26 protein-coding genes are annotated in these 22,927 nt (G+C 72.9%); 15 read left to right on the forward strand and 11 right to left on the reverse strand.

Annotation, left to right across the window (positions count from 1 at the left end):
* The first annotated feature begins 11 nt into the window (after nt 1-11).
* The 5 genes from ACF07V_RS31895 to ACF07V_RS31915 all read left to right on the forward strand — a co-directional run bounded on the left by ACF07V_RS31895 (nt 12) and on the right by ACF07V_RS31915 (nt 4,069).
* Nucleotides 12-812, forward strand: a complete 801-nt coding sequence (locus ACF07V_RS31895) for a hypothetical protein (RefSeq protein WP_392159170.1) — start codon at nt 12-14, stop codon at nt 810-812.
* The gene (locus ACF07V_RS31900) at nt 809-1,813 is read left to right on the forward strand and encodes a hypothetical protein (protein WP_392159171.1); all 1,005 of its coding nucleotides are present in this window, start codon (nt 809-811) and stop codon (nt 1,811-1,813) included. Before ACF07V_RS31895 ends, ACF07V_RS31900 begins: the two co-directional genes overlap by 4 nt.
* Before the next feature lie 228 nt (nt 1,814-2,041).
* Nucleotides 2,042-2,614: an FABP family protein gene (locus tag ACF07V_RS31905; protein ID WP_392159172.1), complete on the forward strand. Its 573-nt coding sequence runs from the start codon at nt 2,042-2,044 to the stop codon at nt 2,612-2,614.
* 41 nt (nt 2,615-2,655) lie between these two features.
* The gene (locus ACF07V_RS31910; protein ID WP_392159173.1) at nt 2,656-3,093 is read left to right on the forward strand and encodes a Fur family transcriptional regulator; all 438 of its coding nucleotides are present in this window, start codon (nt 2,656-2,658) and stop codon (nt 3,091-3,093) included.
* Between the two features lie 10 nt (nt 3,094-3,103).
* Nucleotides 3,104-4,069, forward strand: a complete 966-nt coding sequence (locus ACF07V_RS31915) for a YgfZ/GcvT domain-containing protein (protein WP_392159174.1) — start codon at nt 3,104-3,106, stop codon at nt 4,067-4,069.
* Here the strand turns inward: ACF07V_RS31915 and dtd are convergent, their stop codons facing one another.
* Entirely contained in the window at nt 4,070-4,495 is a 426-nt protein-coding gene (gene dtd / locus ACF07V_RS31920; protein WP_392159175.1) for a D-aminoacyl-tRNA deacylase, read from the reverse strand.
* 128 nt (nt 4,496-4,623) lie between these two features.
* Here dtd and ACF07V_RS31925 point away from each other — a divergent pair, with 128 nt between their 5' ends.
* From ACF07V_RS31925 to ACF07V_RS31940, 4 genes are read left to right on the forward strand one after another with little or no spacing between them, the layout of a single operon-like run.
* Nucleotides 4,624-5,238 carry an ABC transporter substrate-binding protein gene (locus tag ACF07V_RS31925; RefSeq protein WP_392159176.1) on the forward strand — a complete coding sequence of 205 codons (615 nt, stop codon included), beginning with the start codon at nt 4,624-4,626 and terminating at the stop codon, nt 5,236-5,238.
* 52 nt (nt 5,239-5,290) lie between these two features.
* Entirely contained in the window at nt 5,291-6,535 is a 1,245-nt protein-coding gene (locus tag ACF07V_RS31930) for a GNAT family N-acetyltransferase (RefSeq protein WP_392159177.1), read from the forward strand.
* Between the two features lie 27 nt (nt 6,536-6,562).
* Nucleotides 6,563-7,213: a TetR/AcrR family transcriptional regulator gene (locus ACF07V_RS31935; protein ID WP_392159178.1), complete on the forward strand. Its 651-nt coding sequence runs from the start codon at nt 6,563-6,565 to the stop codon at nt 7,211-7,213.
* Between the two features lie 59 nt (nt 7,214-7,272).
* Complete coding sequence (locus ACF07V_RS31940) at nt 7,273-9,303, forward strand: HelD family protein (RefSeq protein ID WP_392159179.1); 2,031 nt, start codon at nt 7,273-7,275, stop codon at nt 9,301-9,303.
* Here ACF07V_RS31940 and ACF07V_RS31945 read toward each other — a convergent pair.
* The 3 genes from ACF07V_RS31945 to ACF07V_RS31955 all read right to left on the reverse strand — a co-directional run bounded on the left by ACF07V_RS31945 (nt 9,230) and on the right by ACF07V_RS31955 (nt 12,263).
* On the reverse strand, nt 9,230-10,225 hold the full coding sequence (locus ACF07V_RS31945; RefSeq protein ID WP_392159180.1) for a helix-turn-helix transcriptional regulator: 996 nt from the start codon (nt 10,223-10,225) through the stop codon (nt 9,230-9,232). The genes ACF07V_RS31940 and ACF07V_RS31945 overlap by 74 nt on opposite strands.
* Nucleotides 10,222-11,646 (reverse strand): MFS transporter, encoded by a 1,425-nt coding sequence (locus tag ACF07V_RS31950; protein ID WP_392159181.1) that lies wholly within the window; start codon nt 11,644-11,646, stop codon nt 10,222-10,224. The genes ACF07V_RS31945 and ACF07V_RS31950 overlap by 4 nt, the downstream gene beginning before the upstream one ends.
* Before the next feature lie 131 nt (nt 11,647-11,777).
* Complete coding sequence (locus tag ACF07V_RS31955) at nt 11,778-12,263, reverse strand: MarR family winged helix-turn-helix transcriptional regulator (RefSeq protein WP_392159182.1); 486 nt, start codon at nt 12,261-12,263, stop codon at nt 11,778-11,780.
* Between the two features lie 79 nt (nt 12,264-12,342).
* On the opposite strand from ACF07V_RS31955, the gene ACF07V_RS31960 reads away from it, so the two are divergent.
* Nucleotides 12,343-12,849 carry a hypothetical protein gene (locus tag ACF07V_RS31960; protein WP_392159183.1) on the forward strand — a complete coding sequence of 169 codons (507 nt, stop codon included), beginning with the start codon at nt 12,343-12,345 and terminating at the stop codon, nt 12,847-12,849.
* Here ACF07V_RS31960 and ACF07V_RS31965 read toward each other — a convergent pair whose 3' ends face one another.
* The 4 genes from ACF07V_RS31965 to ACF07V_RS31980 are packed head-to-tail and all read right to left on the reverse strand — an operon-like array spanning nt 12,850 to nt 15,141.
* On the reverse strand, nt 12,850-13,434 hold the full coding sequence (locus tag ACF07V_RS31965; protein ID WP_392159184.1) for a DinB family protein: 585 nt from the start codon (nt 13,432-13,434) through the stop codon (nt 12,850-12,852).
* A 35-nt stretch (nt 13,435-13,469) separates the two neighbouring features.
* The gene (locus tag ACF07V_RS31970) at nt 13,470-13,886 is read right to left on the reverse strand and encodes a VOC family protein (RefSeq protein ID WP_392159185.1); all 417 of its coding nucleotides are present in this window, start codon (nt 13,884-13,886) and stop codon (nt 13,470-13,472) included.
* Between the two features lie 10 nt (nt 13,887-13,896).
* Nucleotides 13,897-14,352 carry a helix-turn-helix transcriptional regulator gene (locus ACF07V_RS31975; protein WP_392159186.1) on the reverse strand — a complete coding sequence of 152 codons (456 nt, stop codon included), beginning with the start codon at nt 14,350-14,352 and terminating at the stop codon, nt 13,897-13,899.
* Between the two features lie 57 nt (nt 14,353-14,409).
* Complete coding sequence (locus ACF07V_RS31980) at nt 14,410-15,141, reverse strand: Clp protease N-terminal domain-containing protein (protein ID WP_392159187.1); 732 nt, start codon at nt 15,139-15,141, stop codon at nt 14,410-14,412.
* Nucleotides 15,142-15,275: 134 nt separating this feature from the next.
* Between ACF07V_RS31980 and ACF07V_RS31985 the strand changes: the two genes are divergently transcribed.
* From ACF07V_RS31985 to ACF07V_RS31995, 3 genes are all read left to right on the forward strand, one after another.
* Nucleotides 15,276-15,683, forward strand: a complete 408-nt coding sequence (locus ACF07V_RS31985; protein ID WP_392159188.1) for a helix-turn-helix domain-containing protein — start codon at nt 15,276-15,278, stop codon at nt 15,681-15,683.
* Between the two features lie 68 nt (nt 15,684-15,751).
* Nucleotides 15,752-16,333: a hypothetical protein gene (locus ACF07V_RS31990; RefSeq protein ID WP_392159189.1), complete on the forward strand. Its 582-nt coding sequence runs from the start codon at nt 15,752-15,754 to the stop codon at nt 16,331-16,333.
* Nucleotides 16,334-16,423: 90 nt separating this feature from the next.
* Entirely contained in the window at nt 16,424-16,771 is a 348-nt protein-coding gene (locus tag ACF07V_RS31995; protein WP_351180359.1) for a DUF2516 family protein, read from the forward strand.
* Nucleotides 16,772-16,787: 16 nt separating this feature from the next.
* On the opposite strand, the gene ACF07V_RS32000 is transcribed toward ACF07V_RS31995, so the two are convergent.
* The 3 genes from ACF07V_RS32000 to ACF07V_RS32010 form a co-directional block, all read right to left on the reverse strand.
* The gene (locus ACF07V_RS32000) at nt 16,788-18,041 is read right to left on the reverse strand and encodes a PP2C family protein-serine/threonine phosphatase (RefSeq protein ID WP_392159190.1); all 1,254 of its coding nucleotides are present in this window, start codon (nt 18,039-18,041) and stop codon (nt 16,788-16,790) included.
* 484 nt (nt 18,042-18,525) lie between these two features.
* On the reverse strand, nt 18,526-19,575 hold the full coding sequence (locus ACF07V_RS32005) for an NlpC/P60 family protein (protein WP_392159191.1): 1,050 nt from the start codon (nt 19,573-19,575) through the stop codon (nt 18,526-18,528).
* A gap of 245 nt (nt 19,576-19,820) precedes the next feature.
* The gene (locus ACF07V_RS32010) at nt 19,821-20,615 is read right to left on the reverse strand and encodes a class I SAM-dependent methyltransferase (RefSeq protein ID WP_392159192.1); all 795 of its coding nucleotides are present in this window, start codon (nt 20,613-20,615) and stop codon (nt 19,821-19,823) included.
* A gap of 414 nt (nt 20,616-21,029) precedes the next feature.
* Here ACF07V_RS32010 and mshA point away from each other — a divergent pair, with 414 nt between their 5' ends.
* Nucleotides 21,030-22,397 carry a D-inositol-3-phosphate glycosyltransferase gene (gene mshA, locus ACF07V_RS32015; RefSeq protein WP_392159193.1) on the forward strand — a complete coding sequence of 456 codons (1,368 nt, stop codon included), beginning with the start codon at nt 21,030-21,032 and terminating at the stop codon, nt 22,395-22,397.
* Complete coding sequence (locus tag ACF07V_RS32020; protein ID WP_392159194.1) at nt 22,390-22,890, forward strand: YbjN domain-containing protein; 501 nt, start codon at nt 22,390-22,392, stop codon at nt 22,888-22,890. Before mshA ends, ACF07V_RS32020 begins: the two co-directional genes overlap by 8 nt.
* Nucleotides 22,891-22,927 lie beyond the last annotated feature (37 nt).

Raw genomic sequence — 22,927 nt, forward strand, 5'->3', positions numbered from 1 at the left:
ACCGGAACGACGTGACCGAGCCCGTGGTGGACCAGGAGCCGAAGAAGCGGGGTGCGCGGCGGGTCCTGCTCGGCGTCGTCCTCCCCTCCGTGCTCGTCCTCGGCCTGATCGGCGGCGGCGTCACGTACACCGCCGTCACCGTCTCCTCCGCCGACCGCACCGCGGCGACGCAGGTGTGGGGCGAGACGGACGAGAACGCGCGCGACGACGAGGACCCGGCCGCCGCCCTGGCCCGCGGCAAGGCCGGCACGCCCCTGAGCAAGCTGCTGCTGCCGCTGCCCGAGGGGTACGAGTTCGGCCCCGACGAGGAGCTGTACGGGAACGACGGCGAGCTCGGCGCCGCGCAGGCCACCGCGCTGATGAAGCAGGCGGGCGAGAGGCTCTCCGGGAAGAAGCGGCGCGCGTTCGAGAAGGACGTCGAGAAGCTCGGCATCCAGGGCATCGGGGTCCGCTCCTTCGCCGACCTGAACAGCGACGTCGTCGTCACCTTCGAGCTCGCGAGCATGAAGGACAAGAAGCAGATCAGGAACAGCTACCGGATCCGCAAGGAGGTCATGGACGTCCTGGAGTTCCCGAAGGGACCCAAGGTGAAGGACCACAAGAACGCCGTCTGCTACCTGGCGCCCGAGGACGACTCCCTCGACAAGAAGGAGCGGGCCGCGGCGCTGGACGAGATGATCTGCCTCGCGTACGACTCCGAGGTCCTCGTCACGATGAAGGCGGCGGGCGCCAAGCCGTTCGACAAGGCGGCCGTGGCCAAGCTGCTGACGCAGCAGCTCGACCACATCGCATCCCCGGGGGAGTACGTATGACCGAGCAGACGGAAACGCAGACGGAGGCGCTGATCCCGGCGCCGACGCAGCCGGTGGATGCAGAGCCGGTGGCCGCGCAGCCGGTGGCCGCGCAGCCGGTGGCCGCGCAGCCGGCGGCCGCGCAGCCGGCGGCCGCGCAGCCCGTGGCCGCACCGGCGCTGGACGCGCCCTCCCCGGCCGAGCCCTCCCCGGCCGCGCCCTCCCCGGCCGAGCCCTCCCCGGCCGCGCCCCCCGCCCCCAGGAAGTCCCGGAAGCCGCTGCTCTGGGGCATCGCCCGCTGGACCGCGGCCGTCCTCGTCTGCGGCGGGGTCGGCGCCGGTACGGCCATGGGGATCACCGCCATGGAGCGCACCGACGTGCCGGGGCTCGCGACCGAGTCCGACGGGCGCTGGGAGTACCCGAAGCTCGCGCTCCCGGCGCTGCCGGAGGGGGCCCCGCGTCCGTACAGCGACGGCAACGCCGGCGAGATCCACCACGCCGACCTGCGGAAACTGCTGCTGCCCGCCCCGGCGGGCGCGACGGTCGACCCGAAGCTGAACGGCGGCTGGGTCGGGCTCGACTCCTACCTCGCGCTCCTCAAGGAGAAGGACCGGGGCGAGGTGAAGACGGAGCTGACCGACTCGGCGCTCCGGCACGTCGCCGCCCGCGGCTGGACCATGCCGGACGGCACGACCACCCGGATCCACCTGCTGCGGTTCTCGTCGGTGGCGTTCTCCGAGGCGTTCAAGGACAAGACGATGGAGGAGGTCTCGTCGCAGCTCGGCCGGCTGCCCGTCGGGGTCGACACGTCGGAGATCGACACCTCCGTGCAGAACATCGACGTGCCGAACCAGGCGCTCTACGCCTACGTGGAGGACGAGCCGTACGGCCCCGAGCAGACCCGTTGGGCCTACATCCAGGCCGGGGACACCTTCGCGGTGGTCACCCAGACGCGGAAGGGCGGGGCGCTCACGGTGCCGTTCCAGCAGACGGTCGCGCTCCAGGCGCAGCTGCTCGGCTAGTCACCCACCGCTAGACCCACCTCACAGGGTGGGCCGGACCCCCGCCCACTAAGCTGGGGTCCGGCCCGTTCCGCCTTCACCGCTCAGTCGAGGAGCACCCCGTGATCGTTTTCTTCGAAACTCTCCTGGTCCTGGTCGCCGTCGGCGTGATCGCCTTCGCCGGTCTGACCGTGAAGAAGCTGTACCAGGGCCAGCGGTAACCACTTCTAGAGAACGCCAGAGCTGCTCATGATCGAGATCCCGTCCGACCTCAACCCGGACCTCGTCCCCCTCGCGTTCCTGCTCGGTACGTGGGAGGGCGCGGGCGTGTCCGACTTCCCCGGCGCCGAGAAGTGCAACTTCGGCCAGTCCGTGACGTTCAGCCACGACGGCCGGGACTTCATCGAGTACCACTCGCACTCCTGGGTCCTGGACAACGAGGGCAACAAGGTCCGCCCGCTGGAGAGCGAGAGCGGCTACTGGCGGATCGACAAGGACCGCAAGGTCGAGATCGTCATGGTCCGTGACCAGGGCATCGTCGAGATCTGGTACGGCGAGCTGGCCCACCAGAAGCCGCAGATCGACCTGGCGACGGACGCCGTCGCCCGGACCGCGGCCTCGGGCCCGTACAGCGGTGGCAAGCGGCTCTACGGCTACGTCAACAGCGACCTGATGTGGGTGGGCGAGAAGGCGACCCCGGAGGTCCCGCTCCGCCCGTACATGTCGGCGCACCTGAAGAAGGTCGTGACGCCGGAGGAGGTCGCGGAGATGGCCCGCAACCTGCCCGACATGCCGGACGACGGCATCGCCTTCTTCCGCTAGACACTCCGGGGTGCGCGCCGCGCCCTCCTACACTGGGGGGCGTGGTGAGCACCGACTGGAAGAGCGATCTGCGGCAGCGCGGCTACCGGCTGACGCCGCAGCGTCAGCTTGTCCTGGAGGCCGTGGACAAGCTGGAGCACGCGACGCCCGACGACATCCTCGTGGAGGTCCGCAGGACGGCCTCCGGGGTGAACATCTCCACCGTGTACCGGACCCTGGAGCTCCTGGAGGAGCTCGGGCTCGTGAGTCACGCGCATCTGGGGCACGGTGCCCCGACCTATCACCTGGCCGACCGGCACCATCATCTGCACCTGGTCTGCCGGGACTGCTCCGAGGTGATCGAGGCGGACGTCGAGGTGGCCGCCGAGTTCACCGGGAAGCTCCGCGAGACCTTCGGGTTCGAGACGGACATGAAGCACTTCGCGATCTTCGGCCTGTGCAGGGACTGCTCGAACAAGGACGCCGCGGCCGAGTCGTAGGCTCTAGTACATGAAGAGCCCTCTGTTGTCCCTGCCCGGCGCCGTCCCCGCCGAAGGCCGCGACGAAGGCGTCGCCGCGCACTACGGCGACCTGTTCCGCGAGCAGCGCGCCCTCGCCGAAGGCAACGGCTTCGTCGACCTCTCGCACCGGGGGGTCATCGCCGTCTCCGGCGACGACCGGCTGAGCTGGCTGCACCTGCTCGTCACCCAGCACATGACCGAGCTGCCGCCCGGGCAGGCCACCGAGGCGCTGATCCTGTCCGCGAACGGGCACATCGAGCACGCCCTGTACCTCGTCGACGACGGCGAGACGGTGTGGGCGCACATCGAGCCGGGGACGCGCGAGGAGCTCGTCGCGTACCTGGAGTCGATGAAGTTCTTCTACCGGGTGGAGGTCGCCGACCGGACCGACGACCTCGCCGTCGTCCACCTTCCGGCCGGGTCCATCGCCGAGGTGCCCGAGGGCGTCGTCGTACGGGAGACCCCGCACGGCCGCGATCTGTTCCTGCCCCGCGCCGACCTGGAGTCCTTCGCGGCCTCGCACGGGCCGGCCGCCGGGATCCTCGCCTACGAGGCGCTGCGGGTCGAGGCGCACCGGCCGCGGCTCGGCTTCGAGACCGACCACCGGACCATCCCGCACGAGGTCGGCCTCATCGGCAGCGCCGTCCACCTGCAGAAGGGCTGCTACCGGGGCCAGGAGACCGTCGCCCGGGTGCAGAACCTGGGGAAGCCGCCGCGCCGTCTGGTCTTCCTGCACCTGGACGGCAGCGAGGTGCTGCTGCCCGCCCACGGCACCCCGCTCCGGCTCGCGGCCGACGGCGAGGAGGGCCGCCAGCTGGGCTTCGTCACGACGGCCGTCCGCCACCACGAGCTCGGGCCGATCGCCCTCGCCCTGGTCAAGCGGAACGTGCCGGTGGACGCCCCCCTGATCGCCGGCACGACGGCGGCCGCGCAGGAGGTCGTGGTCGAGCCCTGATCACACGTCGAGCAGCACCGTGAACGGGCCGTGGTTCGTGAGCGAGACGCGCATGTCCGCTCCGAAGCGGCCCGTTTCCACGTGGGCGCCGAGGGCGCGGAGCTGGGCGACGACCTCGTCGACGAGGGGTTCGGCGACGGGGCCGGGGGCCGCGGCGTTCCAGGTGGGGCGGCGGCCCTTGCGGGCGTCTCCGTAGAGGGTGAACTGGGAGATGACGAGCAGCGGCGCGTTCACGTCGGAGCACGACTTCTCGCCGTCCAGTACCCGGACGGACCAGAGCTTTCTGGCCAATTGGGCGGCCTTCTCCCGGGTGTCGTCATGGGTCACCCCGACCAGGACGCACAGCCCCTCGCCCGTGATCTCACCGACGGTCTCCCCTGCGACGACGACGCTCGCGCCGTCGACCCTCTGCACCACTGCTCGCATGCGCACCAACCTACCGACCCGGTACGGAAGAGGGCCGAACGGGTGCAGAGCGCCTGCACGTGCACATGCAGGAGTGGCACCATGCGGGGAGGCGGTGCGGTTCCGCACCGGTCGAGGGGACGATTCTCATGAGTGCACATGGCACCGGGCCGACGCCGTCCGGCCCCGTACCGCTGATCCGCTCCGGAACGGGCGGCGGAGGACCGGGTGGAGGACCCGTGACGCGCCCACCCGTGCAGCGGACCGCCGAGCCGGCGGACCGGACACAGCCCGACCTGGGTGCCCTGCGGCTGCCCGAGCTGCGCGCGCTGCGCCGGGACGCGCAGAGCGACGAGGCCGACCTGAGTTATGTACGCCGGATGCTCCAGGGGCGGATCGACATCCTGCGGGCCGAGCTGGCGAGGCGGACCGATCCCGAGGCCCCGGTCCTGGACCGGCTCTCCGAGATCCTCGCCGACGTGCCCTCACGGCATCGCAGTTCGGCGCGGCACGTGACGCTGTCGACGCCGCGCGGCGAGGAGTACCGGCGGCTCGCGACCGAGATGCTGTCGGAGGTCGAGCTCTCGGACCTGACGGCCCGGACCGATGACGAACTGCACGCGGCGATGGGCAGGCTCGCGGGGTACGAGCAGCAGATCTCGCGGCGCCGGCAGCGCCTCCAGCGGACCGCCGACGACTGCAGCGCGGAGATCGCCCGACGCTACCGGGAGGGCGAGGCACAGGTCGACGACCTGCTCGCCTGAGCACGGGGAAAGTCGGGTGCGGGGGCGTACGGGACGGTCGTAGGGTCGGGGGATGACCTTCGACGTGCGTGCCGTGACGGAGTCCGAGTTCCGTGAGTGGCAGCGGGCGCTGCGCACCGGCTTCCTCCGGACGCCGGTCGTCTCCGACGAGGAGTTCGCCGACCGGCTGGCCCACGCGGATCTCGCGCGGACGCTCGGGGTCTTCGACCGGGACCGGGTCGTCGCCACCCTCCGGTCCTTCCGGCAGGAGGTCAGCACGGTCGGCGGGGGCAGCCTCGTCGCCGATGCGATCACCCAGGTCACGGTCGCGCCGACGCACCGCAGGCGCGGGCTGCTGAGCCGGATGATGGCCGTCGACCTGGCCGCCGCGAAGGAGCGGGGCGACGCGCTCGCGACCCTGATCGCCGCCGAGTACCCGATCTACGGGCGGTTCGGCTTCGGTGTGGCGAGCTGGACCGCCGAGTGGAGCGTGGACGTGCGGCGGGCCGGTCTCGACCCGCGCCGCTCGGGGCGCCCGGAGGACGGCGGCCGGATCGACCTGACGGACGGCGACGAGATCCGGAAGCTCGGGCCGGGGGTGCATCGCCGGCTGGCCGGCGTCCGTGCCGGGGTCACGAACCGCGAGACGCGGGACTGGGAGCGCGGTACCGGGCTCGGCTACCAGAGCGATCCGTGGCGGGAGCCGTACTACGCCCTGTACCGGTCGGCCTCCGGCGAGGTCGAGGGGTACGCCGCGTACACCGCCGACGACAAGTGGGACGACGCGAAGCAGCCCATGAACACGGCGACCGTGCGCGACTTCGTCGCGGTCACCCCGGCCGCCGAGCGCGCCCTGTGGCACTACCTCTGCTCGATCGACTGGATCGCCACGGTCCGCTCCGGCTACCGGGCGCCCGACGACCCGCTGCCGCTGCTCCTGCCCGACCCGCGCGCGGCCAGGATGGTGACGTACGCGGACATGCTGTGGGTCCGGGTCCTGGATGTGGTCCGGGTCCTGGAGGGCCGGACGTATCCGGTGGAGGAGAGCCTCGTCCTGGAGGTGCGGGACGCCGACGGGTTCGCCGGCGGGCGGTTCCGGCTCGACGCCTCCGCGGCGGGCGCGGCCTGTGCCCGTACCGCCGGGTCCGCCGATCTCGCCTTCGACGTGGCCGAGTTGGGCACGCTCGCGTTCGGTGACGAGTCGGCCGTACGGCTGTCCCGGCTCGGGCGGGTCGAGGAGCTGACGCCCGGTGCGGCGGGCCGCGCCGACCTGCTGTTCCGTACTCCGCTGAGGCCCTTCTCGCCGGACATCTTCTGAGTCCTGCCCCGGCCCGGCCTCACTAGGATGGACGTCTCTCAAAGGAGATGTCTGGTGAAGCCGGAGTACCCGACCGGGTTGCGTGAGCGGAAGAAGGCGCGCACCCGGCAAGCCCTGTCGGACGCCGCCATCGCGCTCTTCATGGAGAAGGGTTTCGACGGGGTCTCCGTCGCGGAGGTGGCCGCCGCCGCCGAGGTCTCGAAGCCGACGCTCTTCCGGTACTTCCCCGCCAAGGAGGACCTGGTCCTCCACCGTTTCGCCGACCACGAGGACGAGTCCGCGCGCGTGGTGGAGGCCGGGCGGGCGCGGGGCACGGCGCCGCTCGACGCGCTGTACGGGCACCTCCTCGACGGTCTTGGGCGGCGCGATCCGGTCACCGGGCTGTGCGATGTGCCGGCGGTCCTCGCGTACCACCGGCTGCTGTACGGGACTCCCGCCCTGCTCGCCGCGATCCACGGCTACCAGCAGCGGTCGGAGGAGGTCCTCGCGCGGGCGCTGGGCGGTGACCCCCTGGTGGCGCGGCTCGCGGCCGGGCAGATCGTGGCCGTGCTGCGGATCCTGGCGAACGAGAACGTGGCCCGGCTGATGGCCGGCGATCCGATCGAGGAGGTGGGGCGGGACGCGGTGGCGGGGGCGGAGGCGGCGTTCCGGTCGCTGCGGCAGGGGCTGCCGTACTGAACTCGTTGTGACTCGATTAAAAATGTAACCCGGTAACGTTTTCCGCTAGGCTTGTCGGAATGACGTCACTGGACCTCGAGCTCGCCCGCGAACGCTCCCACCACGACGCCTGCCGCGCCGCCCTGATCCGCATGACCGAGGACATCGCCGACCAGGTCGTCATCGGCGAGGACGTCGCCGCCTCCGGCGCCGACGCCGAGGTGCTCGGCCACCACCTCCGCAGCCGCGCCAAGGAGATGGGCGAACAGCCGCCCGGACCGCTGTTCTTCGGCCGCCTCGACCGCGAGGACGGCCAGATCCACCACATCGGCCGCCGCCGGATCGCCGAGCACCCGGCCGCCCCGCCGCTCGTCGTCGACTGGCGCGCGCCCGTCTCCCGCGCCTACTACCAGGCCGGCGCGCACGACCCGCAGGGCGTCCTCCGGCGCCGCCGCTTCGGCTGGGCCGCGCACAGCGAGGGGGCCACCGAGGACCTGACCGCCCTGGAGGACGAGCGCCTCACGGACGGCGGCGGGGCGGGGACCGTGAGCGCCCTCGTCACCGGGGAGATCGAGCGCCCCCGGGTCGGCCCCATGCGGGACATCGCCGCGACCATCCAGCCCGAACAGGACGACCTCGTGCGCTCCGAGCCCGCCGCCTCCCTGTGCGTGCAGGGCGCCCCCGGCACCGGCAAGACCGCGGTGGGCCTGCACCGGGCCGCGTACCTCCTCTACTCGCATCCGCAGCGGATCCGCCGCTCCGGCCTCCTCGTCCTCGGCCCCCACCGGGCCTTCCTCTCGTACATCTCCGAGGTGCTGCCCTCGCTCGGCGAGACCGGCATCCGGCAGGCCACCCTCGACGAGGAGATCGCCCGCCACCCGGTCCGGGCCGAGGACGGCGAGGCGGCGGCCCGGGTCAAGCACGACGCCCGGATGGCGGAGGTGCTGCACCGGGCGCTGTACGGCAGGGTCGACCCGGCCCCCGCGGAGGACCTGGCCGTCCCGGACGGCTCGTACCACTGGCGGCTCCCGGCGGCGGAGCTCGCCGCGATCGTCTCGGCGGTACGGGAGGAGGCGCCGCCCTACGCGACCGGCCGCGAGCGGGTCCGCGCCCGGGTCGTCCGCGCCCTCCAGCTCCGGGCCGAACGCCGCTCGGGGCCCATGGGCGCGGCCTGGGCCCGGAGGATCGAGCGGGCGCGGGCGGTGATGGCGTTCCTCGACCGGTGCTGGCCGAGGACGACGCCGGAGGAGGTACTGGCGGAGGTCCTGACGGATCCCGCGGTGTTCGGGGAGGGGCTCGCGGAGTGGGGAGAGGGTCTTGCGGGGTGGGGAGAGGGGCTCGCGGAGTGGGGAGAGGGGCTCGCGGCGATCCGCTGGGCGCGGCCGCCCCGCTCGTACCGCTCGGCGCGCTGGACCGCCGCCGACCTCGTCCTCCTCGACGAGCTCGCCGGCCTGATCGAACGCCCCGAGAGCTACGGGCACGTCGTCGTCGACGAGGCCCAGGACCTCTCGCCCATGCAGTGCCGGGCCATCGCCCGCCGCACCGAGTTCGGCTCGCTCACCGTCCTCGGGGACCTCGCCCAGGGCACCACCCCGTGGGCGGCCCGCGACTGGCACGAGCAGCTGGCCCACCTGGGCAAGCCCGGGACGCCCGTCGTGCCGCTGACCCTCGGCTACCGGGTGCCGGCGGCGATCGTCGACCTCGCCAACCGGGTCCTGCCCCGGCTCGGCGCCGACGTGCCCGCCGGGCGTTCGGTGCGCCGGGACGGTGAGGTGACGGTCCACCGGACGACGGACCTGGCCGCCGGGGTGCGCGAGGCGGTGCGGGCCGCGCTCGCGGCGGAGGGCTCGGTGGGGGTGATCACGGCCGACCACCTCGTCGACACGGTGGCCGAGGAGCTGAGGGGGTGCGGGGAACGGGTGACCGTGCTGCCCGCGACCCTCGTCAAGGGCCTGGAGTTCGACCACGTCGTGGTCGTCGAACCGGCGGCGATCGTGGCGGCCGAGGCGCGCGGTCTGAACCGGCTGTACGTGGTGCTCACCCGGGCCGTGTCGCGCCTCTCGCTGGTGCACGAGGGGGAGCTGCCGGAGTGGCTCCGTACAACTCCGTGAGTGCGGCGCCGATCCGGGCCAGGGCCGTGCGCGCCTCGGGCGGGTCGAGGAGCTCCAGGCGGGCGCCGAGGCCGGCCAGCCGGGCGGCGATCACCTCGGGGGAGGGGCCGTCCGCCTCGAAGGGCGTCCAGCCGTCCGGGGCCCGCTCCCCGTACCGTATCCGCCCTCCGAGGAGGCCCTCCAGGACGGACTCGGTGCCGGGGGCGGCCCGGCCCCGGACCGTCGCCGCGACCAGCCGGTCCTCCATGCGGGCGGCGAGCGTGCGCCAGGCGGTGGCGAGATCGAAGCCCTCGGGCCGTACGGCGGGGGCGCCGGTCTCGGTCACCGAGGTGACGCGGGCGACGCGGTAGGTGCGCAGACCGTCCGCCGTGTCCGCGAGGAGGTAGCGGACCCCGGACTTCACGGCGATGCCGAGCGGCTGGACGGTCCGCTCGCGCGGCGCACGGCCGGGGCGGGCGTACCCGATGCGCAGCTCCCGGGCGTCGACCACCGCCCGCTGGAGCGCGGCCAGTTGGGCTTCCTCGGGCTCCGCTCCCGTCCAGTCGGCGCCGTCGGTGATCCCGGCTCGGGCGGCGGCCTCTGCGCCCTCGCGGAGGGGCGCGGGGAGGGCCCGTACGAGCTTGCGGAGGGCGGTCCGGGTGTGCGGGCTCGCCTCGGCGTCCGGTCCGGTGAGGAGGAACAGCTCGCGGATCTCGGGGGCCGTCAGGCCGGTCAGATCGGTACGGGCTCCTCCGACGAGCGACCAGCCGCCGCCCTGCCCGGCCTGGGAGTACACCGGGATCCCGGCGCTCGCGAGCGCTTCGAGGTCCCGGCGGGCCGTGCGCTCGGACACGCCGAGTTCGGTGGCGAGTTCGGCGGCGGTGACCCGTCGCCGCGTCGTCTGGAGGAAGAGCAGGGCGGCGACGAGTCGGTCGGCTCTCATGCCGCCATTGTCATCCGGCGGTGCTGGGCGGTGGCGGCCGGGCGCAGGACGGTGAGGGCGACGGTCAGGGCGAGGAGGAGGAGCCCGGCGCCGACGCCGAAGGCGAGGTGGTAACCGCCGGTCAGTGCCTCGGCGTGGGGCTTTCCGGCCGCGGTGAGGGTCTCGGTGCGGGCGGCGGCCAGGGTGGAGAGGACCGCGACGCCGAGGGCCATGCCGATCTGCTGCGTGGTGTTGAAGAGACCGGAGGCCAGGCCCGCGTCCGCCTCCTCCGCGCCGGACATGGCGAGCGCGGTGAGGGAGGGCAGTGCGAGGCCGAAGCCGGCGGCGAGCAGCATCACGGGGAGCAGGTCGGTGGCGTACGAGGCGTGGACGGGGACGCGGGTCAGCAGGCCCAGGACGCCGACGAGCAGGACGAGGCCGGTGAGCAGGACGTTCCGCTCGCCGAAGCGGGCGATGAGGGGCGCCGAGACGCCGAGGGAGACGGCGCCGATGATCAGCGCGGCGGGCAGCATCGCGAGGCCGGTCTCGGCGGCCCCGTACCCGAGGACCTTCTGCAGGTAGAGGGCGACGAGGACCTGGAAGGAGAAGAGCGCGGCGACCATCAGCATCTGGACGGCGTTCGCGCCGGCGACGGCGCGGGAGCGGAGGATCCGCAGCGGCATGAGGGGGTGCGCGGCCTTCGCCTGGCGGACCAGGAAGCCGGCGAGGAGGGCGAGGGCGAGGGCCCCGAAGCCGAGGGTGTGCGCCGAACCGGCCCCGTACTCCTCGATCTTGACGACGGCGTAGATCCCGGCCATCAGGCCGCCGGTCACGAGCAGCGCGCCGGTGACGTCGGCGCCGGCCCGCAGCCCGAGGCTGCGGTCGGCGGGCAGGGCGCGGAGGGCGACGAGGAGGGTGGCGACGCCGATGGGCAGGTTGATGAAGAAGATCCAGTTCCAGGCGAGGGCGTCGGTGAGGACACCGCCGAGGACCTGGCCGAGGGAGGCTCCCGCGGCGCCGGTGAAGCTGAACACGGCGATGGCGCGGGCGCGTTCGCGGGGTGCGGTGAAGAGGGTGACGAGGATGCCGAGGCCGACGGCGGAGGACAGCGCGCTGCCGACGCCCTGGAGGAAGCGGGCGGCGATGAGGAGGGCGGGGGAGGCGGCGACGCCGGCGAGGAGGGAGGCGGCGGTGAAGATCGCGGTGCCCGCGAGGAACATCCGCTTGCGGCCGACGAGGTCGCCGAGCCGGCCGGCGAGGAGGAGCAGCGAGCCGAAGGCGATGAGGTAGGCGTTGACGACCCAGCTGAGGCCGACGGGGGTGAAGCCCAGGTCGCCCTGGATGGCGGGCATGGCGACGGTGACGATGCTGCCGTCGAGGACGGTCATCAGCATGCCGGTGGCGAGGACGCCGAGGGCGAGGCGGGGGCTGGAGGCAGACATGGGGACATCTCCTGTTCGTCGGAGGCGACAGGAGTGACGTTAGCAGAAGGTTTTGTTGCAGACTATTTTTTACGGAACGAGTGCCGGGTTCGTGTACGACTGTCGGGTTCGCGTGGCGGCCGGCGGTGGCCCTATCCGCGCTGACGGGCCCGGCGGGCGGGCGTCGGGCTCTCCACCGGGGCCTCCAGATGGCCGGTGGCCAGCCGGTTCAGGGCACGCAGCAGGACGGTGCGCTCCTCGTCGGGGAGCGAGGCGAGGGCGCTCTCGTGCACGCCGTCGACGATCTTCTGGCTCTGCCGGGCGACCTCGGCCCCCGCCTCGGTGACGGCGATGATCCGCGCCCGCCGATCGGTGCTGGACGGCCTGCGCTCGGCGAGCCCGGCCTTCTCCAGGGCGTCGACGGTCACGACCATGGTGGTCTTGTCCATGTCGCCGATCTCCGCGAGCTGCGCCTGCGTCCGCTCCTCCTCCAGGGCGTGCACCAGCACGCAGTGCATCCGCGCGGTGAGCCCGATGGCGTGGAGCGCGGCGGCCATCCGGGTCCGCAGGACGTGACTGGTGTGGTCGAGCAGGTAGGAGAGGTCGGGCTCGGTGCGGGTGGGTGCCATGGCTGTCATGTCTGCCAGGGTACCGAGCATCGATCCGTCGCGGATTATCGAGAAGCGGACAAATGTCGGGGACGGGCAGGATGGAGTCATGACGGCCGCGCTGCTCTTCCTCGACGTGGACGGACCGCTGATCCCCTTCGGTGCGGGGGGAGGGGGCGGTGGCGGGGCCGGTGGCGGGGCGTACCCGGCGTACCCGCCCGTGCCGCCGCCGTCCGTGAGCCCGCTCCTCGCGCGGCTCGATCCCGCGCTGGGACCCCGGCTCGCGGCGCTGCCGTACGAGCTGGTGTGGGCGACCACCTGGGAGGCGGACGCCAACACCTGGGTCGCGCCGCGCCTCGGCCTGCCCGCCCTGCCGCTGGTCCCCTGGCCCGAGGGCCCCGAGGAGCCCGGCCTCCACCGGCCCGGCCTCCACTGGAAGACGCCGGCCCTCGTGGCCTGGGCCGCCGGGCGGCCCTTCGCCTGGGTGGACGACGAGATCGGCCCGGCGGACCGCGCCTGGGTCGCCGCCCATCACCCGGGCCGGGCGCTCCTCCACCGGGTGGACGCCAGGACCGGCCTCACCACCGCCGACTTCGAGGCACTCGCGGCCTGGTGATCACACGCCCCGCGCGCCGTCGATGCGTTCCCGGATGAGGTCCGCGTGGCCGTTGTGGCGGGCGTACTCCTCGATCATGTGGATCAGGACCCAGCGGAGCGAGACCGTCCCGCGCCACCCGTCCTCGCCCTGGACGTCCAGGTCCGGCGCCTCCGCCGTGAAGCGGTCCGCGAAGTCCACCGCCGCACGCCAGGCCTCCCAGGCCTCCGCGACGGCCGCCGGTCCGGGTGCGGCCTCGTCGAAGTCCCCGTCGGGGGAGGCCGGGGAGGAGAAGAGCGGGCGCGCGTCCTTCTGACCGGCGAGGATCTCGCGGAACCAGTGGCGCTCGACATCGGCCAGGTGCCTGACCAGGCCGAGGAGGGACAGCGTCGACGGTTCCACGGACCTGGTCGCCAGCTGCTCCTCCAGGCCCGCGCACTTCAGGACCAGCGTCGCCCGCTGGTCCGCCAGGAACCCGGCGAGCATCGGCAGCTCGTCCCCCGTCGCGGGACCGGCGAACCGCCCCGGCCCCGCGACCCCCGCCTCGTCGAGGACGTCCGCGCGCCGCCTGGGCACCGCCACGTCGTTCCGCTCGTCAACTGTCATGCCGTCCCTCCCCGTTGGGCCTTCGGCCCATACTGTCAGGACTTCGGCTGGGCGAAGCGGATCATGTTGCCGGCCGGGTCGCGGAAGGCGCAGTCGCGGACGCCGTAGTGCTGGTCGACCGGCTCCTGGAGGACCTCGGCGCCGGCCGCCCGGACGCGTTCGAAGGTGGCGTCGACGTCCTCCGTGGAGAAGATCACGCCGCGCAGCAGGCCCTTGCCGAGGAGGTCCGTGACCGCCTTCCGGTCGGCCTCCGAGGCGCTGGGGTCGGGGAGCGGCGTCTCCAGGACGACCGCCACCTCCGGCTGCGCGGGCGACCCGAGGGTCACCCAGCGCATCCCCTCGTAGCCGACGTCGTTGCGGACCTCGAGGCCGAGGGCGTCCCGGTAGAAACCGAGCGCCGCGTCGGCGTCGTCGACGGTGATGAAGCACTGGGAGAGCTTGATGTTGTCCATGCCGTCGACGCTACGGGGAGGCGGTCGATCCCGCTTCTCCGATCCTGATCGCTTCGGCCGGGCCGGCGGGCCCGCCGTTCTTCACCGGCCGCGTCAGCACCTTCGCGACGCAGGCCGGCATCTCCGCGCCCTCCTCGTGGCTGCGCGCCCGGTACGCGCTCGGCGTCTCGCCGACCAGCTCCGTGAACCGCGAGCTGAACGAGCCGAGCGACGTACAGCCCACCTCGAAGCAGACCTCCGTCACGCTCAGGTCCCCCCGCCGCAGCAGCGCCTTCGCCCGCTCGACGCGGCGGGTCATCAGATAGCTGTACGGCGTCTCGCCGAACGCGCTGCGGAAGCTGCGGGCGAAGTGCCCCGTCGACATCAGCGCGACCCTCGCCAGGGCCGGTACGTCGAGCGGCGAGGCGTAGTCGCGGTCCATGGTGTCCCGCGCGCGGCGCAGTCGTTTCAGGTCCTCGAGGTCCACCTCCCCAGTATGGAGTCCTGCCTCGGGCGCAGTCAGGGCATCGGCGTCACGAGGGGCTCAGGCGTCGGTGGCGGTGGCGGTGGCGGTGGCGGTGGCGTCGGTGGCGGCGGCGTCGGGGGCGGCCGGGTCGAAGCCGGTCTCGGTCAGGACGTCGGCGGCGACTCCCCGGCCGACCCGGGCGAGGCCGATCAGCAGGTCGTCGCAGTCGATGCGGTCGGAGCCGTGCTGCTCGGACCGCGCCTCGGCGAGGGCGATGGCCTTGCGGGAGTAGGGCGTCCAGGCGATGCGCTCGGCCGCCTGGGAGGCGCCCATGCTCAGCCTGGTGCCGACGGACCGGTGGACCGTCTCCGGGGAGAGCCCGGCGGCCCGCAGGAGCCGGGTGGCGCTGTTGTCCTCCGCGGTCAGTCCCCAGAGCAGGTGCTCGGTGCCGATGTAGTTGTTGCGATGGTGCACCGCCGCTCGCTTGACGTGGACCATCGCCTGGCGGAGGCCGTCGGTCATCGTCTCGGGGCTGTAGCGCTTGTGCGGCGCGTGGAATCGCTGCTGGACCGCCTGCCGGGTGACGCCCAGGGCGGTGCCGATGTCGGTCCACGAGGAGCCGTGCATCCTGCAGTGCTCCACGTAGTCCTCGACCAGATCGTCCGCGAGTGCCTGCATCTGTCCCGCGAGCTGGGCGGCGACGGTCAGCAGGGCGAGCCAGTCGGGCTGTTCCTGTCCGCCGGGCCGGTGCGCCGTGTCGCACCTCCGGTCGACTTCCGCGATGAGGTCGTCCAGGTCTGGAAGGGCCATGAGGCAAGTGCGCCTTGACAGTTCGAGATTGTCAAGGCGCACTTGCCTTTTCCTGTGACCCGCCCGCCCCGCCCGGATGTGACTCTTGCAAGCAGCTGCTTGCAATAGTTAGCAAAGGCTGGCATGGTCGGGGCATGGCATCGCTCAACGTCGGCAATCTCGGTGAGTACCTCCGCGAACAGCGGCGGACCGCGCAGCTCTCCCTGCGGCAGCTCGCCGACGCCGCCGGGGTGTCGAACCCGTACCTCAGCCAGATCGAGCGCGGGCTGCGCAAGCCCAGCGCCGAGGTCCTGCAGCAGGTCGCGAAGGCGCTGCGGATCTCCGCCGAGACGCTCTACGTACGGGCCGGGATCCTCGACGAGAAGGAGCGGGAGGAGCTGGAGACGCGCGCCGTCATCCTGGCCGATCCTTCGATCAACGAGCGGCAGAAGCAGGTGCTGCTCCAGATCTACGACTCCTTCCGCAAGGAGAACGCCGCCGAGGCCGCCGCAGCCGCAGCCGCGGCCGCCGCGCCCGATGCCGATCAGGCTTCGAGCCAGTAGCCAGTAGCCAGTAGCCCGTAGCCCGTAGCCAGTAGTCACATCGCGTCACGTCCGGGAGGAACACCAGCATGGCCATCATCGACGAACTGCGTACCCCTCTCTACTTCGCCGCCGGCACCGCCGACCTCGCCGTCCAGCAGGCCAAGAAGGTTCCCGGCCTGATCGAGCAGCTCGCCGCCGAGGCGCCCGCGCGCATCGACGCCGTGCGGAAGACCGACCCGAAGGTCGTGCAGGAGAAGGTGTCCACGCAGGCCAAGGAGGCCCAGGCCACCGTGCAGTCGAAGTTCGCCGAGGTCGTCGGCGCCCTCGACACCGACCTCAAGAAGCTCGGCGAGACCGCCCAGGACCTGGCCCTGCGCGGGGTCGGCGTCGCCGCCGAGTACGCGGTCAAGGCGCGCGAGAAGTACGAGGAGGTCGCCGCCCACGGCGAGGAGGCCGTCCGCGCCTGGCGTGGCGAGGTCGCCGAGGAGATCACCGAGATCGCCGTCGTCGTCGAGCCGGAGCCGGAGGCGAAGGCGGACGAGGACGCGAAGGCGGAGACCCCGGCCGCCGAGGCCGAGACCGGGCCCGAGGCCAAGAAGGCGCCCGCGCGGAAGACCACCGCCCGCAAGGCCCCCGCCAAGAAGACGGTCGCCGCCGAGAAGGAGTAGGGCCGGGCACCAATTCGGGTACCCGGTGCGTTGTACCGGGTACCTTGACCGCGAGGCGCTCTTTCTCCATCCCCATAGGCGGTGCTCAGCATGTTGCGCGCGGGATTCGACTCCCTTCTCTCCCTGGTGATCTTCCTGGTCTTCACCGGCTTCGCCGTCGCCGCGCTCGTCTTCGCCGCCATGGCGCGCGAGGACGCCTACCGGGCCGCCGACAAGCAGACGAAGAAGTTCTGGCTGATCATCCTGGGCATCAACCTCGCCCTGAACCTGCTGCTGCCGATGCTGTTCCTGCAGATCGCCGGGCTGATCGCCGCCATCGTCTTCATGGTGGACGTGCGCCCCGCGCTCGCGCAGGTCTCCGGCGGAGGCCGGGGCGGCCGCCGAGGCGGCGGCTCCAGCAGCGACGGACCGTACGGTCCCTACAACGGCGGCCGGTAGCCGCGCCGGACATCGGTCACAGGACCCGGGAGGACTGCCCCCGGGTCCTGTCCCTTTCCAGGGCCAGGACCGCGACGTCGTCCGTCAGCTCGCCGCCGTTCAGGGACCGGACCTCCGTCACGGCCGCCTCCAGTAGCCCCTCGCCCCGCAGGCCGGAGGCCAGCTGGCGGTTGATCATCTCGACCATCCCGTCCTGGCCGAGCCGTGGCGAGTCGGGGCCCGCCGAGCGGCCCTCGATGAGCCCGTCCGTGTACATGAGCAGGCTCCACGCCCCGCCCAGCTCGACCTGCCGGCGCGGCCAGCGGGCGCGCGGAAGCAGTCCGAGGGCAGGGCCGCCGTCCTCGTACGGGAGGAGGCGTGCCGTCCGCCCCTGCCGGGCGATCAGCGGCGAGGGATGCCCGGCGAGGCAGAGGCCGGCCCGGCGCCCGTCGGGCGCGATGTCGACGGTGCAGAGGGTCGCGAAGATCTCCTCGCTCTCCCGCTCGTGCTCCAGGACCTGCTGCATCGTCGAGAGCAGTTCGTCCCCGCAGAGGCCCGCGAAGGTCAGGGCCCGCCAGGCGATCCGCAGCTCGACGCCGAGCGCGGCCTCGTCGGGGCCGTGGCCGCAGACGTCGCCGATCATGGCGTGGACGGTGCCGTCGGGGGTGCGGACGACGTCGTAGAAGTCGCCGCCGAGCAGGGCGCGGGACCGGCCGGGCCGGTAGTGGGCGGCGAACCGCAGGTCGGAACCCTCCAGGAGAGGGGTGGGGAGCAGTCCGCGTTCCAGGCGGGCGTTCTCCTGGGCGCGGAGGCGGGACTCGGCCAGCTTCACCTGCACGGCGTCGGCCCGCTTGCGCTCGACGGCGTACCGGATGGCCCGGCTGAGCAGCCGCCCGTCGAGCTCCTCGCGGAAGAGGTGGTCCTGGGCCCCGACGCGTACGGCCTCGGCCGCCAGCTCGGCGTCGGCGGAGCCCGCGAGCGCGAGGACGGCGTGGCGCGGGGCGAGGCGCAGGATGTGCCGCAGCGGGGCGAGCGGGTCGTCGCCGGCGGCGGCGCGGGGGCCGGGCAGGGAGAGGTCGACGAGGACGCAGTGGACGTCGTCGGTGAGGAGCCGCTCGGCCTCGGTGAGGTTCCGGGCGGTGCGGATGCGGACCCGGGTGCCGGCGGCGTCCGCCGCGTCGAGCAGTTCGGGTACGGCGAGGGCACCCGCCGGGTCGTCCTCGACGACCAGGAGAGTGAGATCGGTGCGGTCGGTTCCTGTGACTGTGCCTGTCATGGGAGTGGCGTCCATTGGGGTGGTTTCGCCGGGCCCCGCAGCGGCAGAGACGTTTCTCTGGCGCGGTACGGATACGGGCATCGGTCCGGGTTTCCTTCCCTCCCCCCGAGGGTGCGCAGGGCGCCGGGTGGCGTCCCGCCCGTCCCGGACCATAGCGGTAGGGCGGTGTGCAGCGGAATGGTGATCAGCCTGTGAGAGCGCGCGCCGTCCTTGGCATATGCCGCGGAAGGGGAGGTACTTGCCCCCGGACGGTCCGCACGGGGGTCCGGATCCCATGAGAAACGTCACGCGCCCGGAGCCGCCCCCGGAGCCGGGAAAGTGGCTCGTGTCACGAAGGGCGGGCCGCGCCCCTTGTGTCGGGAAGAGCGACCCACGCCCCTTGTGTCACGAAGGGCGGACCCGCGCCTCGTCTCGCGAAGAGCGGACGACACCCCCTCGTGTCACGAAGGGCGAAGAACGCCCCCCTCGTGTCACGAAGGGCGAAGGACGCCCCCTCGTGTCACGAAGGGCGGACCACTCCGAGGATCTCCATCGAGCCCGCGCCCGCGAGGGTCACGTTCCGTCCCGGGCGCGGCGCGTGCACGATCATGCCCTTCCCGACGTACATCCCGATGTGGCTCGCGTCCTTGAAGTAGACGATCAGGTCGCCGGGCCGCATGTCCTTGATGTCCACGTGCGGAAGCAGTCGCCACTGCTCCTGCGAGGTGCGCGGGATCCCCCGGCCCGCCGCGCCCCAGGCGCGCTGGGTGAGACCGGAGCAGTCGTACGAGCCCGGTCCCTCCGCGCCCCAGACGTACGGCTTGCCGATCTGCGCCGTCGCGAAGTCGACCGCCCTCTTGCCCTGCGCGGTCGCGCCCGCCGCCGGGCCGTCGAGGACGCCGGTGTCGAGCCAGGTCGTCTGGGCCCGGAGCTGGGCCTGCTCCTCCAGGATCCGCAGCCGCTCGCGCTCCTCGGCGGCGAGCTCGGACTCCAGCTTCTTCGCGGCGTCGATCTTGTCGTTGATCTCCTTCTTCGCCTTGGCCTGCTTGACGCGGATGGCTTCCAGCTTGGTCCAGTTGGTGCTGGCGTCCTTCGCATACGTGTCCAACTCGGCCTGGGTGCGGGTCATCTCGCCCAGCAGGTCGGTGGTGGCCTTGGCCCCGGACTTGAGCCGTCCGGCGGCGTCGAGGAAGAGCTGCGGGTCGTTCGTGAGGACGAGCTGCGCTCCGTCCGGGAGTCCGCCGTTGCGGTACTGGGCGCGGGCCTGGGCGCCGGCCTTGGACTTGAGGTCCTCGATCTTCTCGCGGCCGTCCACGATCATCCGGGCGAGCCGGACGATCTCGGCGGACTGCTCCTTGGTCTTCTCCTCGGCGAGGTTGTACGCGTCGGTGGCGACGGCGGCCTTTCGGTACAGCTCGTCGATCTCCTTGCGCACCTCCTCCAGGCTCTTCTTCGGCGGCGGAGGGGGGAGCGGCGCGGCGGAGGCCTGGAGGGTCAGTGCGGGAGAGGCCAGCACGGTCAGGGCGCAGATCACGGTGATCGCGGCAGTGGCGTGGCGGCGTCGGTTCACGAGCTCCCCCTCGAGTGACCCATATCTGATTTACCGTCAGTAACTTGGTGGTGACCTTGGCGATAGTGCCATGCGAAACCGCAAAGCAACAGGGGAAACCGGGGCCTGTCGGGCCTGCTTCCCCCACGGGGGACGAGTGAGGTGCGTGTGGCGTTCCCTGGGCACGGGAAATTCATGGGGAGTTGGGGGAAGCAGGGGAAGACCCCCAGGGGCGCCCGATCACCCGAGTGGCCCCCGACACCCCGTCAGTTCCTCGGCGCCAGCGCCTCCCACCGCACCGTCACCTCGCCCTGGCGCCACCGGCGCGGACCGTCCGTCAGCGGCCAGTCCGCCGCCAGGTCGCGGACGGAGCGGATCCACCGCTGCCGGGCGCCCAGGGAGGCGTACGGGGCGGCCGCCGCCCAGGCCCGGTCGAAGTCCCGCAGGAAGGCGTGCACCGGCTCGCCCGGCACGTTCCGGTGGATCAGCGCCTTCGGCAGCCGTTCCGCGAGGTCCGAGGGCCGGTCGAGCGAGCCGAGCCGGGTCGCGAAGGTCACCGTGCGCGGCCCGTCCGCGTCGAGCGCCACCCACACGTGCCGGCGCCCGATCTCGTCGCAGGTGCCCTCCACGAGCAGCCCGCCGGGCGCGAGCCGCCCGCGGAGCCGCGCCCAGACGGCGGCGACCTGGTCCTCGTCGTACTGGCGCAGCACGTTCGCGGCCCGGATCAGGGCGACCCGGCCGGGGACCGGCACCTCGAAGCCGCCGTGCAGGAAGGCGAGGCCGTCCCGCTCGTAGGGCTTCGCGGCCTCGACGCGGGCGGGCTCGATCTCGATCCCGTACAGGAGGGTGCGGGGATCGGCGGTGCGGAGCCGGGCCAGGAGCTCCACGGCGGTCCAGGGGGCGGCCCCGTACCCGAGGTCGACGGCGAGCGGCGGCTCGGGGGAGCGGCGCAGGGCGGGGCCGTGGACGGCGGCGATCCAGCGGTCCATGCGGCGCAGCCGGTTCGGGTTGGTGGTCCCGCGGGTCGGGGTGCCGACGGGGCGGGTGGTGCGCGGGGCCATGTCATGAGCGTAAGGGGTGCGCAAGGCGGACCTGCCTGGGCGGCAGGGGCGGGCGAGGCGGGCCCGCCCGGGCGGCAGGGGTGCGAGAGGTGGGCCCGCCCGGGCGGCAGGGGTGCGAGAGGTGGGCCCGCCTGGGCGGCAGGGGTGCGAGAGGTGGGCCCGCCCGGGCGGCAGGGGTGCGCAAGTCGGGCCCGCCCGGGCAGCGGACGGACTGAGCCCCCCGCACCGAACGGAGCCTCCCGCACCGAACCGAGCGAGCCCCCGGCAACGAATTGGCAAAGCAGCGGCCCCACCGGAAATGAAAGGGGTGATTCCGGTGTTGTGAGGCCGTGAGGACGTCCGCGCCCTCCAGCAGTCATGCCCGACGGGCTCAGCCGCCCAGCTCAGCCACCCCCGAGCGGAAGGACCGCCGACGTGAGCCAGTACGTGTCCCGGTTCGCCGGTACCCGGCACCGGCACCCGGCGCCGGCCAGGCTCCGGCTCCCCGGCCGGCACCGCACCCCCCGGCGGGTGGCCATGCTCAGCGTCCACACCTCGCCGCTGCACCAGCCCGGCACGGGCGACGCGGGCGGTATGAACGTCTACATCGTCGAGCTGGCGAAGCGACTCGCCGCCATCGACATCGAGGTGGAGATCTTCACCCGGGCCACGACCGGTGGTCTCCCCCCGGTCGTGGAGCTCACCCCGGGGGTGCTCGTACGCCATGTGGACGCGGGCCCGTACGAGGGTCTGGCGAAGGAGGAGCTGCCGGCGCAGCTCTGCGCCTTCACGCACGGCGTGATGCAGGCGTGGGCGGGTCACCGCCCCGGCCACTACGACCTCGTCCACTCCCACTACTGGCTCTCCGGCCACGTCGGCTGGCTGGCCGCCGAGCGCTGGGGCGTCCCGCTCGTGCACGCCATGCACACCATGGCGAAGGTCAAGAACGCGGCGCTCGCCGAGGGCGACACGCCCGAGCCCGCGGCCCGGGTGATCGGCGAGACGCAGATCGTCGCGGCCGCCGACCGGCTGATCGCGAACACGGCCGAGGAGGCCGACGAGCTGGCCCGCTTCTACGAGGCGGACCCGGGCAAGGTCGCGGTGGTGCACCCGGGCGTCAACCTCGACCACTTCCGCCCGGCCGACGGCCGCGCGGCCGCGCGTGCCCGGCTCGGGCTGCCGCAGGACGCGTTCATACCGGTCTTCGCCGGCCGGATACAGCCGCTGAAGGCCCCGGACATCCTGCTCAGCGCCGCCGCGCGGCTCCTGGAGCAGGATCCCTCGCTCCGCGGCCGGATGGTCGTCCCGGTGGTCGGCGGCCCGAGCGGCAGCGGCCTCGCCAAGCCGGAGCAGCTGCAGAAGCTGGCGGCCCGGCTCGGGATCTCGGACGTCGTGCGCTTCCATCCGCCGGTGGGGCAGGACCGTCTCGCGGACTGGTTCCGCGCGGCCAGCGTGCTCGTCATGCCCTCGTACAGCGAGTCCTTCGGCCTGGTCGCGATCGAGGCGCAGGCGGCGGGCACGCCGGTCGTCGCGGCGGCGGTCGGCGGTCTGCCGGTGGCCGTACGGGACGAGGTGACCGGTTTCCTCGTGCAGGGGCACGACCCGGCGGACTACGCCAGGGCGCTCGGCCGTTTCGTGGCGGACCCGTCGCTGTCGGCACGGATGGGCGAGGCGGCGGCGCTGCACGCGGGTTCCTTCGGCTGGGACACGGCCGCCTCGGGCACGGCGGACGTGTACACGGCCGCCATGCACGACCACCGGCTGCGGGAGAACCGCCGTCGCGTACGCTCGCACCATGGCTGAGACCGAGGTCGTCCGGCGGATCGTCGAGGACACGTTCAAGGACGCGGAGCTGGACTGGGAGTCCCCGGAGCCCGGTTCGTACGTCGTGAAGCTCCCGGGCACGCGGAAGCTGTTCACCACCCTGTCGCTGCGGGTGGGCCGCCACTCCGTCTCCCTCAACGCCTTCGTCATCCGGCACCCGGACGAGAACGAGGCGGGGGTCCACCGCTGGCTCCTGGAGCGCAACCTCAAGCTGTACGGGGTGAGTTACGCGGTCGACGCCCTCGGCGACGTCTATCTCGCCGGCAAGCTTCCCCTGGCCGCCGTCACCCCGGAGGAGCTGGACCGGCTGCTCGGCTCGGTCCTGGAGGCGGCGGACGGCGACTTCAACACCCTCCTGGAGCTGGGCTTCGCGTCGGCGATCCGGCGGGAGTACGAGTGGCGGGTCTCGCGCGGCGAGTCGACCCGCAACCTGGACGCGTTCAAGAACCTGACGCAGAAGCCCGGGAACTGACCCCTCCTCACCCCCTTCCCGTACGGGCCGGGGAGTG

It is taken from the genome of Streptomyces sp. NPDC015661, from assembly GCF_043077765.1.
Classification (GTDB): Bacteria; Actinomycetota; Actinomycetes; order Streptomycetales; family Streptomycetaceae; genus Streptomyces.

What these genes read in the sequence shown, in the direction of transcription:
- ACF07V_RS31995 (WP_351180359.1), top strand. Translation starts at nt 16,424, where the DNA reads ATGTTGCGCGCGGGATTCGACTCCCTTCTCTCCCTGGTGATCTTCCTG.
- ACF07V_RS31985 (WP_392159188.1), top strand. Translation starts at nt 15,276, where the DNA reads ATGGCATCGCTCAACGTCGGCAATCTCGGTGAGTACCTCCGCGAACAG.
- ACF07V_RS31990 (WP_392159189.1), top strand. Translation starts at nt 15,752, where the DNA reads ATGGCCATCATCGACGAACTGCGTACCCCTCTCTACTTCGCCGCCGGC.
- ACF07V_RS31970 (WP_392159185.1), bottom strand. Translation starts at nt 13,886, where the DNA reads ATGGACAACATCAAGCTCTCCCAGTGCTTCATCACCGTCGACGACGCC.
- ACF07V_RS31980 (WP_392159187.1), bottom strand. Translation starts at nt 15,141, where the DNA reads ATGGCCCTTCCAGACCTGGACGACCTCATCGCGGAAGTCGACCGGAGG.
- ACF07V_RS31935 (WP_392159178.1), top strand. Translation starts at nt 6,563, where the DNA reads ATGGACGTCTCTCAAAGGAGATGTCTGGTGAAGCCGGAGTACCCGACC.
- dtd (WP_392159175.1), bottom strand. Translation starts at nt 4,495, where the DNA reads ATGCGAGCAGTGGTGCAGAGGGTCGACGGCGCGAGCGTCGTCGTCGCA.
- ACF07V_RS31960 (WP_392159183.1), top strand. Translation starts at nt 12,343, where the DNA reads ATGACGGCCGCGCTGCTCTTCCTCGACGTGGACGGACCGCTGATCCCC.
- ACF07V_RS31955 (WP_392159182.1), bottom strand. Translation starts at nt 12,263, where the DNA reads ATGACAGCCATGGCACCCACCCGCACCGAGCCCGACCTCTCCTACCTG.
- ACF07V_RS31965 (WP_392159184.1), bottom strand. Translation starts at nt 13,434, where the DNA reads ATGACAGTTGACGAGCGGAACGACGTGGCGGTGCCCAGGCGGCGCGCG.
- ACF07V_RS31940 (WP_392159179.1), top strand. Translation starts at nt 7,273, where the DNA reads ATGACGTCACTGGACCTCGAGCTCGCCCGCGAACGCTCCCACCACGAC.
- ACF07V_RS31915 (WP_392159174.1), top strand. Translation starts at nt 3,104, where the DNA reads ATGAAGAGCCCTCTGTTGTCCCTGCCCGGCGCCGTCCCCGCCGAAGGC.
- ACF07V_RS31950 (WP_392159181.1), bottom strand. Translation starts at nt 11,646, where the DNA reads ATGTCTGCCTCCAGCCCCCGCCTCGCCCTCGGCGTCCTCGCCACCGGC.
- ACF07V_RS32010 (WP_392159192.1), bottom strand. Translation starts at nt 20,615, where the DNA reads ATGGCCCCGCGCACCACCCGCCCCGTCGGCACCCCGACCCGCGGGACC.
- ACF07V_RS31900 (WP_392159171.1), top strand. Translation starts at nt 809, where the DNA reads ATGACCGAGCAGACGGAAACGCAGACGGAGGCGCTGATCCCGGCGCCG.
- ACF07V_RS31925 (WP_392159176.1), top strand. Translation starts at nt 4,624, where the DNA reads ATGAGTGCACATGGCACCGGGCCGACGCCGTCCGGCCCCGTACCGCTG.
- ACF07V_RS31905 (WP_392159172.1), top strand. Translation starts at nt 2,042, where the DNA reads ATGATCGAGATCCCGTCCGACCTCAACCCGGACCTCGTCCCCCTCGCG.
- ACF07V_RS31930 (WP_392159177.1), top strand. Translation starts at nt 5,291, where the DNA reads ATGACCTTCGACGTGCGTGCCGTGACGGAGTCCGAGTTCCGTGAGTGG.
- ACF07V_RS32020 (WP_392159194.1), top strand. Translation starts at nt 22,390, where the DNA reads ATGGCTGAGACCGAGGTCGTCCGGCGGATCGTCGAGGACACGTTCAAG.
- ACF07V_RS32000 (WP_392159190.1), bottom strand. Translation starts at nt 18,041, where the DNA reads ATGGACGCCACTCCCATGACAGGCACAGTCACAGGAACCGACCGCACC.
- ACF07V_RS31945 (WP_392159180.1), bottom strand. Translation starts at nt 10,225, where the DNA reads ATGAGAGCCGACCGACTCGTCGCCGCCCTGCTCTTCCTCCAGACGACG.